At 64.1% G+C, this 15,255-nt stretch carries 17 protein-coding genes and 1 pseudogene; 15 read left to right on the top strand and 3 right to left on the bottom strand.

Translation table 11 applies throughout. From position 1 onward, the window contains the following. Positions 1-78: 78 nt before the first annotated feature. The 4 genes from AC1D1N_RS28510 (at position 79) to AC1D1N_RS28525 (ending at position 3,202) form a co-directional block, all read left to right on the top strand. On the top strand, positions 79-666 hold the full coding sequence (locus AC1D1N_RS28510; RefSeq protein ID WP_477352629.1) for a hypothetical protein: 588 nt from the start codon (positions 79-81) through the stop codon (positions 664-666). A gap of 235 nt (positions 667-901) precedes the next feature. Then, positions 902-1,396, top strand: coding sequence for a transcriptional regulator NrdR (nrdR, locus tag AC1D1N_RS28515; protein ID WP_023669351.1), 495 nt, complete (start codon positions 902-904; stop codon positions 1,394-1,396). Between the two features lie 2 nt (positions 1,397-1,398). After that, entirely contained in the window at positions 1,399-2,520 is a 1,122-nt protein-coding gene (gene ribD, locus AC1D1N_RS28520; RefSeq protein ID WP_477352532.1) for a bifunctional diaminohydroxyphosphoribosylaminopyrimidine deaminase/5-amino-6-(5-phosphoribosylamino)uracil reductase RibD, read from the top strand. 64 nt (positions 2,521-2,584) lie between these two features. After that, entirely contained in the window at positions 2,585-3,202 is a 618-nt protein-coding gene (locus tag AC1D1N_RS28525) for a riboflavin synthase (RefSeq protein WP_112562970.1), read from the top strand. A gap of 13 nt (positions 3,203-3,215) precedes the next feature. Here the strand turns inward: AC1D1N_RS28525 and AC1D1N_RS28530 are convergent, their stop codons facing one another. Next, positions 3,216-3,863, bottom strand: a complete 648-nt coding sequence (locus AC1D1N_RS28530) for a glutathione S-transferase family protein (protein ID WP_112562968.1) — start codon at positions 3,861-3,863, stop codon at positions 3,216-3,218. 225 nt (positions 3,864-4,088) lie between these two features. Here AC1D1N_RS28530 and ribH point away from each other — a divergent pair, with 225 nt between their 5' ends. The 8 genes from ribH to AC1D1N_RS28570 all read left to right on the top strand — a co-directional run bounded on the left by ribH (position 4,089) and on the right by AC1D1N_RS28570 (position 12,905). Continuing rightward, positions 4,089-4,583 (top strand): 6,7-dimethyl-8-ribityllumazine synthase, encoded by a 495-nt coding sequence (gene ribH, locus AC1D1N_RS28535; protein WP_477352535.1) that lies wholly within the window; start codon positions 4,089-4,091, stop codon positions 4,581-4,583. Continuing rightward, entirely contained in the window at positions 4,580-5,071 is a 492-nt protein-coding gene (gene nusB, locus AC1D1N_RS28540; RefSeq protein WP_477352537.1) for a transcription antitermination factor NusB, read from the top strand. The genes ribH and nusB overlap by 4 nt, the downstream gene beginning before the upstream one ends. Beyond that, complete coding sequence (locus AC1D1N_RS28545) at positions 5,068-6,300, top strand: MFS transporter (RefSeq protein WP_477352539.1); 1,233 nt, start codon at positions 5,068-5,070, stop codon at positions 6,298-6,300. The genes nusB and AC1D1N_RS28545 overlap by 4 nt, the downstream gene beginning before the upstream one ends. A 156-nt stretch (positions 6,301-6,456) precedes the next feature. Further along, the gene (osmF, locus tag AC1D1N_RS28550) at positions 6,457-7,368 is read left to right on the top strand and encodes a glycine betaine ABC transporter substrate-binding protein OsmF (protein ID WP_477352541.1); all 912 of its coding nucleotides are present in this window, start codon (positions 6,457-6,459) and stop codon (positions 7,366-7,368) included. Positions 7,369-7,654: 286 nt separating this feature from the next. Continuing rightward, a complete protein-coding gene (locus tag AC1D1N_RS28555; protein ID WP_477352543.1) occupies positions 7,655-8,818 on the top strand; it encodes an ABC transporter permease in 1,164 nt (387 codons plus the stop codon). Next, the gene (locus tag AC1D1N_RS28560; protein WP_112561324.1) at positions 8,815-9,753 is read left to right on the top strand and encodes an ABC transporter ATP-binding protein; all 939 of its coding nucleotides are present in this window, start codon (positions 8,815-8,817) and stop codon (positions 9,751-9,753) included. Before AC1D1N_RS28555 ends, AC1D1N_RS28560 begins: the two co-directional genes overlap by 4 nt. Further along, positions 9,750-10,502 carry an ABC transporter permease gene (locus AC1D1N_RS28565; RefSeq protein WP_477352544.1) on the top strand — a complete coding sequence of 251 codons (753 nt, stop codon included), beginning with the start codon at positions 9,750-9,752 and terminating at the stop codon, positions 10,500-10,502. The genes AC1D1N_RS28560 and AC1D1N_RS28565 overlap by 4 nt, the downstream gene beginning before the upstream one ends. A gap of 261 nt (positions 10,503-10,763) precedes the next feature. Beyond that, a complete protein-coding gene (locus tag AC1D1N_RS28570; protein WP_436259613.1) occupies positions 10,764-12,905 on the top strand; it encodes a sodium-translocating pyrophosphatase in 2,142 nt (713 codons plus the stop codon). 86 nt (positions 12,906-12,991) lie between these two features. Here the strand turns inward: AC1D1N_RS28570 and AC1D1N_RS28575 are convergent, their stop codons facing one another. After that, complete coding sequence (locus AC1D1N_RS28575) at positions 12,992-13,171, bottom strand: hypothetical protein (RefSeq protein WP_477352545.1); 180 nt, start codon at positions 13,169-13,171, stop codon at positions 12,992-12,994. Between the two features lie 38 nt (positions 13,172-13,209). On the opposite strand from AC1D1N_RS28575, the pseudogene AC1D1N_RS28580 reads away from it, so the two are divergent. Then, positions 13,210-13,278: pseudogene (locus AC1D1N_RS28580) on the top strand (hypothetical protein); the annotation flags it as partial. Positions 13,279-13,388: 110 nt separating this feature from the next. Here the strand turns inward: AC1D1N_RS28580 and AC1D1N_RS28585 are convergent. Further along, positions 13,389-13,904, bottom strand: coding sequence for an outer membrane protein assembly factor BamE (locus AC1D1N_RS28585; RefSeq protein WP_246501607.1), 516 nt, complete (start codon positions 13,902-13,904; stop codon positions 13,389-13,391). A 115-nt stretch (positions 13,905-14,019) separates the two neighbouring features. On the opposite strand from AC1D1N_RS28585, the gene AC1D1N_RS28590 reads away from it, so the two are divergent. Both AC1D1N_RS28590 and AC1D1N_RS28595 read left to right on the top strand, forming a co-directional pair. Then, entirely contained in the window at positions 14,020-14,562 is a 543-nt protein-coding gene (locus AC1D1N_RS28590) for a ubiquinol-cytochrome C chaperone family protein (protein ID WP_477352547.1), read from the top strand. A 25-nt stretch (positions 14,563-14,587) separates the two neighbouring features. After that, positions 14,588-15,136, top strand: coding sequence for a YceD family protein (locus AC1D1N_RS28595; protein ID WP_477352549.1), 549 nt, complete (start codon positions 14,588-14,590; stop codon positions 15,134-15,136). The last annotated feature ends 119 nt before the right edge of the window (positions 15,137-15,255 follow it).

Consider the following 15,255-nt stretch of genomic DNA (forward strand, 5'->3'; position numbering starts at 1 on the left):
CGCACGCAGCGCGTCGTCTTTTATCCCGCGCTCCGCGCCGCTCCTGTTCGGGCGGCGCGGCCTACTGGAGATTTGATGATGCATGTGTACCGTCCTGCCATTCTGGCCCTCTTCGGCTCGCTTGCCGCTTTCACTGTGTCGGGCGCGGTTGCCCAGGAGCAGACGCAGCCGAGCACGGATATGCCGGCGACCACCACCTTTGGCAGGTGGACCACCATCATCGATGCGCTCGATACCGGCCAGGATTCGCACAAGACCTGCGCCGCCTCTACCGCCTTTCTCGATGGCAGCGGCAATGCGGGCACGCTGACGCTTTCGATCTCGACCGGCGACGCCCTGCCGCCCGACGCCTATCCGGCCATCATGATCACTGTCGCCAACAAGGAGCTGCCGACGGGCAAGAAGATCGCGGCGACCTTCGGCGACCCCGGCGTCAAGGTTTCCGCGACGGTCTATTCCAATGATGCCGCCGGCCGCCCGAGCTGGACAATCGACAACCAGGCCAAGACCAGCCTCGCGCTGCTGCGTGCCATGCGCCAGGTCATCTCGCTCGATGTGACGTTCGGCAAGCAAACTGTCGCCAGCATCCCGATGGATGGTTTCACCAAGGCTTACCGCAACCTCGGAACGTCCTGCGGCTTCCCGACCAAGGACGTCGCGCCCTGACGTATCTGGCGCGGCTGGCAATTTTCCTCGCGCCTCGCTATCTCTGAGGGAGCGAGCGGCCTTTGCCCGTCCCGGCAAAAAACTCTAAGCCTCTCGTCTAAAGCATGATCCTGAAAAGTGGGAACCGGTTTTCGGAAAAGATCATGCTCAACAAAGAGATAGAACAGATACCGATTCGGTCATTCAACCAAACGTCATCCTGATCTAGCCAGAATCGCCAACCCGAAGGCTCTCCATGCGCTGTCCCTATTGCCAGTCCGAAGATACGCAGGTGAAGGATTCGCGCCCCGCCGAGGATGGCGCGGCAATCCGCCGGCGGCGCGTCTGCCCCGATTGCGGTGGCCGTTTCACCACCTTCGAACGCGTCCAGTTGCGCGACCTCGTGGTGGTGAAGAAGTCCGGCCGCAAAGTGCCGTTCGACCGCGACAAGCTGCTGCGCTCGGTCGAGATTGCGGTGCGCAAGCGCAATGTCGATCCCGAACGCATCGACCGCGCGGTGACCGGCATCGTGCGCCAGCTCGAAAGCTCCGGCGAGACGGAAATCGCCTCGGGCGAGGTCGGCCGTCTCGTCATGGAGGCGCTGAAGTCGCTCGACGACGTCGCCTATGTCCGCTTCGCCTCGGTCTATCGCAATTTCCGCGAGGCCAAGGATTTCCATGACGTGCTGGGAGAACTCAAAGGTGACGAGCTCAAGGGTGACGAGCTGAAGAGCGAAGAGGACGCCGGCTAAGCATGGCAGCGCCTGGCAAAGCTGAACAGGAAGCTCTCGATCGTCGTTTCATAGCGGCAGCGCTGCGGCTGTCGCGCAGAAATGCCGGCCGCACCTCGACCAACCCTTCGGTCGGCACGATCATCGTGCGCGATGACGGCGCCGGGCCGATGATCGTCGGCACCGGCGTCACCGCCGTCGGCGGCCGGCCGCATGCCGAGACCGAGGCGCTGGCTGAGGCGGGTGAGCTCGCGCGTGGCGCTACAGCTTACGTCACTCTCGAGCCCTGCGCCCATCATGGCCGCACCCCGCCTTGCGCCAATGCGCTGGTCAATGCCGGCGTGGCGCGGGTGGTGGGCGCTGCCAGCGATCCCGATCCGCGCGTTTCCGGCAAGGGCTACGCCATCCTGCGCGCCGCCGGTATCGAGGTGGTCGAAAAGGTGCTGGCCGCGCAAGCCGCCGAGCAGATGGCCGGCTATCTCACTCGATCGCTGAAAAAGCGTCCGGAAGTGATTCTGAAGCTTGCGCTTTCCAGCGACGGCAAGATCGGCATGCATGGCGCCGGCCAGGTTACGATCACCGGCGATATTGCACGCCGCGAAGTCTATCTGATGCGGGCCGAGGCCGACGCCATACTGGTCGGCATCGGCACGGCGCTGGAGGATGATCCGGCGCTTACCGTGCGGCTGCCGGGGCTGGAGAACCGCTCGCCCGCGCGCATCGTGCTCGACCGCCAGATCCGGCTGCCGGAAGCCTCGAAGCTGGTCTCCGGCATCGACCGGGTGCCGCTCTATATCGCCGCCTGCCTGGAGGCCGACCCGTTGCGGCGGTCGGTGCTGGAGCGTGCCGGCGTGCGCTTCATCGGCACCGAAACCCATGAAGGCGGGGTGGCTCTGCCGGAACTGCTTGAGGATCTCGGCGCGCTCGGCATGGCCAGCGTTCTGGTCGAAGGCGGCGCCAAGGTGGCCAGCGCCTTTCTCGCCGAGGGACTGGTCGACCGCATCGTGCTGTTCCAGGGGCCGGAGGCGATCGGCGAGGACGGCATTGCATCGCCCATCGACGCCGACCATATCCCGGCAGGGTTCCGCAAGTTGCGCGAGATGCGCTTCGGCGAAGACGGCTATGCCGAATGGATACGACCATGATCCCAAAAAGTGGGAACCGGTTTTTGGGAAAGATCATGGTCAAACCGAAAGATAGAGATTTCTGATGTTTACCGGAATTGTTACGGATGTCGGCACCGTCGCCTCGGTGCGGCCGCTTAGGGAAGGGGTGGGCCTGCGCATCGACACCGCATACGACCCACAAGGCATCGCCATCGGCGCGTCGATTTCCTGCGGCGGTGTCTGCCTGACGGTGACGGCGCTGCCGGACAGCGGCTCGAACGCGCGCTGGTTCGAGGTCGAGGCCTGGGAAGAGGCGCTTCGGCTGACGACAGCAATGGGCTGGAAATCCGGTACCCGGATCAATCTGGAGCGGGCGCTGAAGATCGGCGACGAACTCGGCGGTCACATCGTCTCCGGCCATGTCGATGGCATGGCCGAGATCGTCGAGCGCAAGGACGAGGGCGACGCCGTGCGCTTTACGCTCGAGGCGCCGCGCGAACTGGCGAAATTCATAGCGCCCAAAGGCTCGGTCGCGCTCGACGGCACCTCGCTCACCGTCAACAAGGTCGAGGGCACCCGCTTCGACGTGTTGTTGATCCACCATTCGCTGACCGTCACCACCTGGGGCGAGCGTAAGGTCGGCGACCGCGTCAATCTCGAGATCGACACCATGGCCCGCTACGCCGCGCGCCTGGTCGAGGCGGCGAAAGAGGGTTTGTAGCGTTCAGGCGGCTTCAGCTGGCTGATGGGGCGTTGATTGCAAATTGCGCAGAGAAAGCCCTGATATAAGCGGGCCGGGCTTCTCCGCGCGCGACATAGGCAGCCAGGTTTTGATATTCGTCCAGGATGCCTGACATTCTCAGCCGCAGCAGCACGGATACCATCAACAAATCGCCCGCGCTGAACGCACCATCGAGCCAGTCGGCGGCGCCCAAATGAGCCGAAAGCTTGTCCAACGGCGCGCGAACACGGTCCTTTACCAGCGGCAAGCGCGCCTCGCTCCAAGGCTTGTCAGCTTCGAATATCCTTGCCGTCGTCAGTTCGAGTATCGGCGGCTCGACGGTGTTGAGGGCGGCAAACATCCAGGTGATGGCGCGCGCCCGCGCATCGCGATCCCTCGGCAGCAGGCCCGCATGCTGCTCGGCAAGATGAAAGACGATCGAGCCGGTCTCGAACAACGAGAGGGAACCTTCCTCATAGGTGGGGATCTGGCCGAAGGGATTGATGGCCAGATGGTCAGGCGCTTTCATCCCCGCGAAGGACACAAGACGAACCTCATAAGGCTGCCCCACTTCTTCGAGCGCCCAGCGAACGCGCGTATCGCGCGCCAGCCCCTTGCCGCCATCGGGCGATCGTTCAAAGGCCGTGATGGTGATTGTCATCGCATTCGTTTCCTTGCCTGGGCGAATTTCTTCCGCCTCCTATCATGAAGACGAATGTGCCTCCCGAAAGTCGACATCGGTCCTGAACTATTTTCATTGCCGGGCGCAGTTCGCGAATGCCCGCTCTCGAGGTCGAGGTAGCACGGAAATTGGTCTGGCCCTTCGGACAAAGCTTGCGAATGCGGCCGCTTCGGCCTAAGTCACCGGCGACCCCCGGAGACATTTATGGCTGGCACATCCCAACACGGCAAAGCGTTCATCAGCCCGAAGAAGAAGGCCCACCTTCTGATCATCGAGGCACGTTTCCATGACGATCTTGCCGACGCGCTGCTCGACGGCGCGACGAACGCACTCGATGAAGCCGGCGCGACCTATGAAGTCGTCACCGTTCCCGGTTCGCTGGAAATTCCAGCCGTGATCACTTTTGCGCTCGACGGCATGGGCGAGAGCGGCAAGGACTATGACGGCTTTGTCGCGCTCGGCACCATCATCCGTGGCGACACCTACCACTTCGATATCGTCGCCAATGAATCGAGCCGTGCGCTGATGGATCTGTCCGTGCAGGAAGCGATCCCGATCGGCAACGGCATCCTGACGACCGAGAATGATGCGCAGGCCTGGACGCGCGCCAAGCGCACGGAAGGCGACAAGGGCGGCTTTGCCGCGCGCGCGGCACTCACCATGATCGCGCTCAAAGAGCAACTGGGAGCGCAATCGTGAGCGAGCCCGCTTCGCCCGGTCCGCGCCATGCCAACAAGCGTGGCGCTGCCCGTCTGGCCGCCGTGCAGGCGCTTTACCAGATGGACGTGGCCGGCAGCGGCGTCTTCGAGATCACGGCGGAATACGAGGCGTTCCGGCTTGGCAAGGAAGTCGACGGCGCGCTTTATCGCGAGGCCGACGCGCAATGGTTTCGCGCCATCCTGACCGGCGTCGTCGAGAACCAGAAGACCATCGATCCGATCATTCGCCAGGCGCTGACCGAGGACTGGCCGTTGTCCAGGCTGGATTCAACGCTGCGCGCCATCTTGCGCGCCGGCGTCTATGAGCTGATGAAGCGCGACGACGTGCCGGTGGCTGTCATCGTTTCGGAATATGTCGACATCGCCAAGGCCTTCTACGAGGAAGACGAGCCGAAGCTGACCAATGCCGTGCTCGATCGCGTGTCGCGCCGGGTGCGCGGTCAGGGGCGCGGCAAGGACGCGTCGTGACCGACGCAGTCGCCGGCGCAGCAAGGGAAGCGCGCCGCACGGCGATCATCCTGGCAGCGTCGCAGGCGATCATCGGCTCTGCCGCGCCGATCGCCATTTCCATGGGCGGACTGGCCGGGCAATATCTACTCGGCCCCGACAAGTCGCTGGCGACCGCGCCGATCACCGGCTTCAATATCGGCGTGGCGCTCGGCGCGTTGCCGGCCGCCGCCATCATCCGCTGGCTCGGCCAGCGCGGCGGCTTCATGACCGGCACCATCGTCACCGCACTCGGCGGAGTTGTCTCCACGCTGGCGCTGTATCAGGCCAGCTTCTGGCTGTTCGCTTTCGCCCTGCTGGTCATCGGCGTCGGCGGCGCCTTCGTCCAGCAATTCCGCTTCGCCGCCGCCGATAACGCACCGCCCGAATTCAAGGCGCGCGCCATTTCCTTCGTGCTGGCCGGCGGCATCATCACCGCCATACTCGGGCCGCAGATCGTCATCTTCACCCGCGAATTGCTGGCGCCCGTGATGTTTGCCGGATCGTTCGCGGCCATTCCCGTGTTGGCGGCGGTTGGCGCCATTATCCTGTCGTTCCTTCGCATCCCGGCCAAGGCCGCCGGCCACGCCGAAGTTGCGTACAGCGACGCTCGGCCGCTATCCGACATCGTCACCCGGCCGCGCTTCGTCGCGGCGCTGTTCTGCGCCGTCGGCAGCTACGCGCTGATGAGCTTCGTCATGACCGGCGCGCCGTTGGCCATGGTCGGCTGCGGCCTGTCGACGGATGACGCCACGCTCGGCATTTCCTGGCACGTGATGGCGATGTTTGCGCCGAGTTTCTTCACCGGCTCGTTGATCCATCGCTTCGGCGCCGAACGCGTCGTCGCCGCCGGCCTGATCCTTTTGATCGGCTGCGCCGCGGTGGCGCTGTCAGGCCTGCATCTATGGCAGTTCTGGACGGCGTTGATCCTGCTTGGCCTCGGCTGGAATTTCGCCTTCATCGGCGCCACTTCAATGGTCGCCGACAGCTACCACCCCTCCGAAAAAAGCAAGGTGCAGGGCTTCCACGATTTCGTCCTGTTCGGCTCCGTCGCTTTCGCCTCGCTGATGTCGGGCGCGGTCTACAATGCCTGGGGCTGGGAGATGCTGAACTGGCTCGTCTTCCCGGTCGTCGCACTGTGCTTCGTGGCGCTGGGTGCGCTCAAGCTGACCGGATTGCGCAAAGCCGGCGCCCGAGATCATCTTGCTTGACACGGCCTGTCAGCATGGCGCCGGCCGAAATCGCGGCGACGGCACAAAATTATTGCGCCTGCGCCACTTGTTATGAAACCGTGTGCCCCGACGGGGCGTTGAAGCCATGCTCATATGCGGCCGCCGCATTCCGGTTCAAAGCAAGAGGTTTTCATAATGTTTTCAGTCAAGGTTCTGGCCAGCGCGGCATTGGCGCTTGGCATCACCGCGGCTTCCGCCAATGCCCAGGTCGTCGTCTCCTCGAAGATCGACACCGAGGGCGGCGTGCTCGGCAACATCATCCAGCTGATGCTGAACGCCAACAACATCAAGACCACCGACCGCATCCAGCTCGGCGGCACGCCGGTGGTGCGCAAGGCGATCACCGCCGGCGAGATCGACATCTATCCCGAATACACCGGCAATGCCGCTTTCTTCTTCGAGAAGGCCGACGATCCGGTCTGGAAGGATGCAGCCAAGGGCTATGAGACCGCCAAGAAGCTCGACTACGACGCCAACAAGATCGTCTGGCTGTCGCCGTCGCCGGCCAACAACACCTGGGCGATCGCGCTGCGTAAGGAGGTTGCCGAGACCAACAAGCTGGCGACGCTCTCCGACTTCGGCAAATACGTCGCGGGTGGGGGCAAGGTAGTGCTCGCGGCCTCGGCCGAGTTCGTCAATTCGGCGGCAGCCCTGCCGGCCTTCCAGACCACGTATGGCTTCACGCTCAAGCCCGACCAGTTGATCACGCTGTCGGGCGGCGACACCGCGGCGACCATTGGCGCGGCCGCCAACCAGACCAACGGCGCTAACGCCGCCATGGTCTACGGCACCGATGGCGGCATTGCGCCGTCCGGCCTGGTCGTGCTCGACGACGACAAGGGCGTGCAGCCGGTCTACCAGCCGGCGCCGATCATCCGTGAAGCCGTGCTGAAAGAGCATCCCGAGATCGAGACGCTGCTCAAGCCGGTCTTCGCCAAGCTCGACCTCGTCACGCTGCAGGATCTCAACGGCCGCGTCCAGGTCGGCGGCGAGCCGGTCAAAGGCGTTGCCGAGGACTTCCTGAAGAAGAACGGGTTCTTGAAGTAGTCAGCGCGTAGCTCATAGTGACACCGGTGCAAGGCGCTCCACTCTGGAAGCAGCTGATCTCCCCCCTTGCGGGGGAGATGTCCGGCAGGACAGAGGGGGGTGCTGTCCCGCTGACACCTCAACCCATCACAGCTGGGCACTTTGATAGGGTTGCTTCCGAACGAACCGACGGTCGAAAGCTGGCGATCCTTCACACCCCCCTCTGGCCTGCCGGCCATCTCCCCCGCAAGGGGGGAGATTGGCTCTCATGCCGACCTGCGCCAATCGCCTCTCATGAGGGGCATCCATGACCCTTTGTTTCGACAAACTCGGCGTCGTCATCGCGGCGATCGTTGCCTATGCGGCGTTCTTTGCGCCGTTCGCCACCTTCCGCGCCAACCGCATCGTGCCAGGCGAGGCGCGTTCGATCCTGGAGGCGTTGCCTCCGGCCATCGGTCCGCTGCTGCTGGCGATCGTCGTCGTGGCCGCGATCATTGCCTTGCTGAAGACTCCTCTTGTGCTGCGCTTGGCCGCCAGCGTGGTGGCGCTTGTTGCCCTTGCCATCCTGATCGGCGTTGCCGGCACCTTCCTGACGCCGGCGGGCAACACCTTCGCCCGCATCTCGCCGGCCTCCGGCTTCTGGCTGCTGATCTTCGCCTTCACGCTGCTTTTGGCCGATGTGCTGACAAGGCTCAACCTGTCGCCGCTGGCCCGCGTTGGGGTGCTCGTCATAGCGGCGCTCGCCATCGGCTTGCTGTTGATCTCGGGGCAATGGGACAGCCTGTCGATCCTCAAGGAATATGCCAACCGCGCCGACAGTTTCTGGGCCGAAGGCTCCAAGCACATCACGCTGGCGCTGGGCTCGCTGGCGGCGGCGGTGATCGTCGGCCTGCCGCTCGGCATTCTGTGCCATCGCGTCGAACGGTTGCGCGCCGGCGTGCTCAATGTGCTCAATATCGTCCAGACCATACCCTCGATCGCGCTGTTCGGCCTGCTGATCGCGCCGCTCGGCTGGGTGGCCGCGCATGTTCCAGGTGCTGCGGCGCTCGGTATCAGAGGCATCGGCACCGCGCCGGCTTTCGTCGCTCTGTTCCTCTATTCGCTGCTGCCGGTGGTGGCCAACACCGTGGTCGGCCTTGCCGGCGTGCCACGGGCGGCCAACGATGCCGCGCGCGGCATGGGCATGACCGACCGCCAGCGTCTGTTTGGCGTCGAGTTCCCGCTGGCCTTTCCGGTCATCCTCACCGGCATCCGCATCGTGCTGGTGCAGAACATCGGCCTGGCCACCATCGCAGCGCTGATCGGCGGCGGCGGCTTTGGCGTGTTTGTGTTCCAGGGCGTCGGCCAGACGGCGATGGACCTGGTGCTGCTCGGCGCCGTGCCGACGGTGGCGCTGGCCTTCGCCGCGGCTATCATCCTCGACGCAGTGATCGAAATGACCGCCACCAAGCGCAGGGTTGAAACGGCATGATCGAGATCGAAGGCATTACCAAGCGCTATGACGCAACGACCGTGGTCGACGACGTCTCGATGGTCATCGAGCCGCGCACGGTTTGCGTCATCGTCGGCACCTCCGGCTCCGGCAAGACGACGCTGCTGCGGATGATCAACCGGCTGGTCGAGCCGACCGCTGGTGTGATCAAGCTTGACGGCAACGACAACCGCTCGCTGCCGGGCTACGAGCTGCGCCGCAGCATCGGCTACGCCATCCAGGGCCACGGCCTGTTCCCGCACCGAACGGTGGCGCAGAACATCGCCACCGTGCCAGTGCTGCTCGGCTGGGACAAGGACCGCATCAAAGCCCGCGTCGACGAGCTGATGACGCTCTACCAGCTCGACCCTCAGGCCTATGGCCCACGCTACCCGCACGAACTGTCCGGCGGCCAGCAGCAGCGCGTCGGCGTCGCCCGCGCGCTGGCCGCCGAGCCCAATGTGCTTCTGATGGACGAGCCGTTCGGCGCGCTCGACCCGATCATTCGCACCAAGGCGCAGGAAGATTTGCTGGCGATCCAGAAACGCTTCGGCACCACCATCATCCTCGTCACCCACGACATGGAAGAGGCGGTGCATATGGGCGACAAAATCGCCGTCATGGATGCCGGCAAGCTGGTGCAATACGCCAAGCCGGAAGAGATCCTGGCCAGGCCCGCCAGTGCCTTCGTTGAAACCCTGGTCGGCGCCAGCGAAAAGCCGTTCCGGCTGTTGTCGCTTGGCCGTGTGCGCGATGCGGTGGAGCAGGGGACGGCCGAAGGCGAGGCGATCCCCGGTGACGCCAGCCAGCGCGACGCGCTGGCGGAGCTTCTGTGGTCGGGCCGACCGGCGCTGCCGGTCAAGGGCGACGACGGCAAGCCGCTCGGCCGCGTCACCGTCGACGGGCTGGTCAAGCGCGCGGCGAGGCCGGCATGAAAGCCTGGCTGCCTTCACTGCTCAGGCTTGCCCTGGTGGTGCTGCTCACAGCCTTCGTCACCAATCCCGGCTGGTTCGAGCCGCTGCTGAAGCCGCTAACCGAAAACAATGCGCCGGCGATCTACAATCAGGGCAGCCTGCTGACGCTGACACTGCTGCATCTCAGGACGGTGCTGATCGCTACTGTAGCCGCCACCATCGTCGCGGTTGCGCTTGCCATCCTGGTCACCAGGCCAGCCGGCGCCGAATTCCTGCCGCTGTCGCGCAGCCTGGTCAACATCGGCCAGACCTTCCCGCCAGTGGCGGTGCTGGCGCTGGCGGTGCCTGCCGTCGGTTTTGGCGAGAAGCCGACGCTGATTGCGTTGTTCCTCTACGGCCTGCTGCCGATCTTCGAGAACGCGCTGACCGGGCTGACGACGCTGCCGGGCAATGTCATGGAGGCTGCGCGCGGCGCCGGCATGACCGGCTGGCAAAGGCTGATCAAGGTCGAACTGCCGCTCAGCGCTCCGATCATTCTGGGTGGTATCAGACTGTCGGTGGTGATCAGCCTGGCCACCGCGACGATCGGCTCGACGGTTGCCGCCAAGACGCTGGGCGAGGTGATCATCGCCGGCCTGTTGTCCAACAACCTCGCCTTCGTCCTGCAAGGCGGCCTGATCGTCGCTGCCCTTGCAGTGCTGATCTATGACGGCCTGTCGGCCATCGAGCGCTACACCGCGCGCCGCATGGGGCAAGAGACCGGCGAGTGATTTGCGGCCAGGCTGCACGCCACGGTTGACTGACGCCGCGTCATTTCAATCGATCTAATAGCAAGGCATCGGCGGCGGGAATGTTCTGGCCTAAACCTTTTGGCTGAAAGCCGGGCAAAAACCGAACAATATCTTGACGTTCCGAGCCCTGTTTCGCATACACCGCTGCGAAGGACGGATTCCGCCTAGGCTTTATCCGCTCCCCGCACCAACGGCCCAGGGAGGGGTTCTTTTGGGCCACCAATCGAGGAAAATTCGGCAATGACCATCCTATACGCCGTCATCGCCTGCGGCTTGCTTTCAATCCTTTACGCCATCTGGGCGACACGATCGGTTCTTGCAGCCGATCAGGGCAACGCACGCATGCAGGAAATCTCCGCCGCCATTCGTGAAGGCGCGCAGGCCTATCTGGCGCGCCAGTACACCACCATCGCCATGGTCGGCGTGGTCGTGCTCATTCTCGCCTGGTGGCTGCTTTCGATCACCGCAGCGGTCGGCTTCCTGATCGGCGCCGTGCTCTCGGGCGCCGCCGGCTTCATCGGCATGCACGTCTCGGTGCGCGCCAATGTGCGGACCGCGCAGGCAGCGTCCAACAGCCTTGCCGCCGGCCTCGACATCGCCTTCAAGTCGGGCGCCATCACCGGCATGCTGGTGGCGGGCCTCGCGCTGCTCGGCGTCTCGATCTACTACCTGATCCTGACCGGCCCCATGGGCCTGCAGCCCAATGACCGCATCGTCATCGACTCGCTGGTTTCGCTCGGCTTCGGCGCTTCGCTGATCTCGATCTTCGCCCGTCTCGGCGGCGGCATCTTCACAAAGGGCGCCGACGTCGGCGGCGATCTCGTCGGCAAGGTCGAAGCCGGTATTCCCGAAGACGATCCGCGCAACCCGGCCACCATCGCCGACAATGTCGGCGACAATGTCGGTGACTGCGCCGGCATGGCCGCCGACCTGTTCGAAACCTATGCGGTGACCGTCGTCGCCACCATGGTTCTCGGCGCCATCTTCTTCGGCGGCACGGCGGTTCTCGGTGCTACGATGCTTTATCCGCTGGCCATCTGCGGCGCCTGCATCCTGACCTCGATCGTCGGCACCTTCTTCGTCAAGCTCGGGTCCAACGGCTCGATCATGGGCGCGCTCTACAAGGGCCTGATCGTCACCGGCCTGCTGTCGATCGCCGGCCTCGCCGTCGCCACTTCGGTATGCCTCGGCTGGGGCGAGATCGGCACCGTTGCCGGCATGGCCATCACCGGCAAGAACCTGTTCATCTGCGGCCTGATCGGCCTCGTGGTGACCGGCCTCATCGTGGTGATCACCGAATACTACACCGGGACCAACAAGCGCCCGGTGAACTCGATCGCCCAGGCTTCGGTGACCGGTCACGGCACCAACGTCATCCAGGGCCTCGCGGTTTCGCTGGAATCGACCGCGCTGCCGGCCATCGTCATCGTCGGCGGCATCATCTCGACCTACCAGCTTGCCGGCCTCTACGGCACGGCGATCGCGGTCACCACCATGCTCGGCCTTGCCGGCATGATTGTCGCGCTCGACGCTTTCGGCCCGGTCACCGACAATGCCGGCGGCATTGCCGAAATGGCCGGCCTGCCCAAGGAAGTACGCCACTCCACCGACGCGCTCGACGCTGTCGGCAACACCACCAAGGCGGTGACCAAGGGCTATGCCATCGGCTCCGCCGGCCTCGGCGCGCTGGTGCTGTTTGCCGCCTATTCGAACGATTTGAAGTTCTTTGCCGCCAATGGCGACAAATATCCCTACTTCCAGGGCATGGGCGACATCTCCTTCGACCTCTCCAACCCCTACGTCGTCGCCGGCCTGATCTTCGGCGGCCTGATCCCCTACCTGTTCGGCGGCATCGCCATGACGGCCGTCGGCCGCGCGGCGGGCGCTATCGTCGAGGAGGTGCGCAAGCAGTTCCGCGAGGATCCGGGCATCATGGCCGGCACCTCCAAGCCGAACTATGCGCGTGCCGTCGACCTTTTGACCAAGGCGGCGATCCGGGAAATGATCATCCCGTCGCTGCTGCCGGTGCTGGCGCCGCTCGTCGTCTATTTCGGCGTGCTGCTCATCTCGGGCTCGAAGGCATCCGCCTTTGCCGCGCTCGGCGCCTCGCTGCTCGGCGTCATCGTCAACGGCCTGTTCGTCGCCATCTCGATGACCTCGGGCGGCGGCGCCTGGGACAACGCGAAAAAATCGTTCGAAGACGGTTTTGTCGACAAGGACGGCGTCAAGCACCTCAAGGGTTCCGAAGCGCACAAGGCTTCGGTCACCGGCGACACCGTCGGCGATCCCTACAAGGACACCGCCGGTCCGGCGGTCAACCCGGCGATCAAGATCACCAACATCGTCGCGCTGTTGCTCCTGGCCGTGCTCGCGCACGGCTGAGGCAACGCGACTGCTTTAGGAAAAACCCGCGGGAGCGATCCCGCGGGTTTTTGTTTGAGAGTGCTGGACGGACGCGGGAAAGCTTTCTAGCTCTCATCCGGCTCGGTGCCGGCATCGCCGCGCTTGCTGTAGCGATCGAGCAATTCGCTTACGCTAGGCTCGCGCTCAGGCATCGGCGCAAGGCCACGCAGATTGGCAACGAAGGCACCTCGCTTGTGCTCGCGGCGGAAGGCCCTAGCGCGGGGATGGATGCCGAACGCCGCCATCAGCCTGCGCCGGCGACCCCTCGACCTTCAACCATGCTTTTCGCAGGCATTTCGGTATGACGCCTTCGGAAGCGCGGCAAAGCGCGACGGGCGAGGCGGCGACGTGACCTCAAAACAAAAGCCCGTAGGATTGCTCCCGCGGGCTTTTGGTCGCCTGAGATGATGTTGCTTCGAGGGAAGCAAAAAGCGAGAAAATCTTGGAGGAAGCGACCGCTTCTTAGGCGCCGCCGCCGCCGGGGATGCCGGGCGCGAGCTTGCTGGCGCCATTGATGATCTGGCTGAGGAAGTTCTGGTCCTTGCCGCCGGTCGGCGTGGTGCGCGAAACGAAGTCGAAGATCTTGCCGTCCTTCAGGCCGTAATTGGCGATCTGGGTGACACGCCCGTCATCGCCGAAATAGACCGCCAGCACTTTCTGGTCGACCAGGTGCGGCTTGTCGAAGGCGACATAGCGCTTGCGCGTCTGCGAGATGTAATAGAAGGCCTCATTGTCGAAAGTTGCCGTCGTCGACGGCGTTCCGAGCGCCAGAAGCACCTGTTCGCGGCTGGAGCCTACCGGCACCGAGTCTACCGCCTGCTGGTCGATGACATAGCCCTGCGTCAGCGTCTCGCCCGGGGTAAGGTCGCCGAACATTTTGGATGAATTGCAGCCTGACAGCGCGGAAGCCACCAACACCAGCGAAACCGCCGCGGTAGCTCCGGGCAGCAAAGTCGACTTGAATTTCAGCGCGCGCAACAACAACTCCATTAGCTGACCGCAACTTGCGCTGGGCGGCAAAACCGGTAAACCAGCTTGCTTGCCGATGCAACAAGGCCAATTCAAACAAACGGTCCCCAGGAGACCACCCTCAATGTTCCAGCGCCTTTTTGGCCGCGAACGCAACGCCAACCGCGCTATCACCGAGGCGCTTTACGCACAAATCGTGGCAGCGGCGCGGCAGATTGTTTTTTATTCCGACTGGAATGTGCCGGACACGCCGCTCGGCCGTTTCGAGATGCTGTCGCTGCACATGTTCCTGTTTCAGCACAGGCTGCGCGGCGAAGAGGGTGTCGCGCTAGAGGTCGCACAGGTGCTGATCGACGAGTTCTTTCTCGATGTCGAGCATTCGCTGCGGGAACTGGGCGTTGGCGATGTCGGGGTGCCGAAGCGCATGAAGAGGCTGGCGAAAATGTTCTACGGCCGTACCGCCGCCTATGACGATGCGCTGGAACGCAGTGATGACGACGCGCTTGCTGCCGCCCTGGCGCGCAATGTCAGGCCCGACGCCGGCGCCTGGCCGCAGGCGCTGCCGCTGGCATCCTATGTGATCGATGCCGCAAGGCAGCTTGAGGCACAGCCGTCCGAGTCGATCCTCTCCGGCACGGTGGCGTTCCCCGTCGCCAAGGCGCAATGAAGGAAATCAAGAGAGGGAGGCTGAGATGAAACATGCGGACACATCGAGCCCAGTGTCGTTCAAGGCGAACGTCGGTCGCCTGCCGCACAAAGGCCTTCCGGTGGTGATCGACGCCGACGCCGCGCAGCGCGCGGCCCTTGCTGCGGAGCATGAGCTGCTCTCGGTCGAAAACTACCGTGCTGAGCTTTTGGTGGCGCCGTGGAAGCGCAACGGCGTCAAGGTCAGTGGCCGCGTCGAGGCTGATATCACCCAGGCCTGCATCGTCACCCTCGAACCGGTCGTGGCCCATATCGACGAGGAGGTCGAGGCGCTCTTCCTGCCCGAGCAATCCAAGCTCGGACGGCAAGGTTTCGAAGGCGGCGGCGAAATCCTGCTCGATGCAGACGGGCCAGACGGCCCGGAAACCTTTTCCGGCGACACAATCGACGTCGGCGCGCTCGCCGAACAGTTCTTCGGGTTGGCGATCGATCCCTATCCGCGCAAGTCCGGCGCCTCGCTCGGGGCGGCTGGCCCGGACGAACCGGTCGAGAACGAATTCCAGCAAAAGCTGCGATCCTTGCTCGGAAAATCCTAAAACAGGATGCGATCCGAGAAAAGTCGGTTGTGCGGCAGCCCAAAACCGCTATTTTCCCCGAACCTTCGCGAGCCCCCCTTATTTCGCGAGTTTCGTATTTCGCGGGCCATGCGCCCTGG

The organism is Mesorhizobium sp. P2_B5 (genome assembly GCF_056404775.1).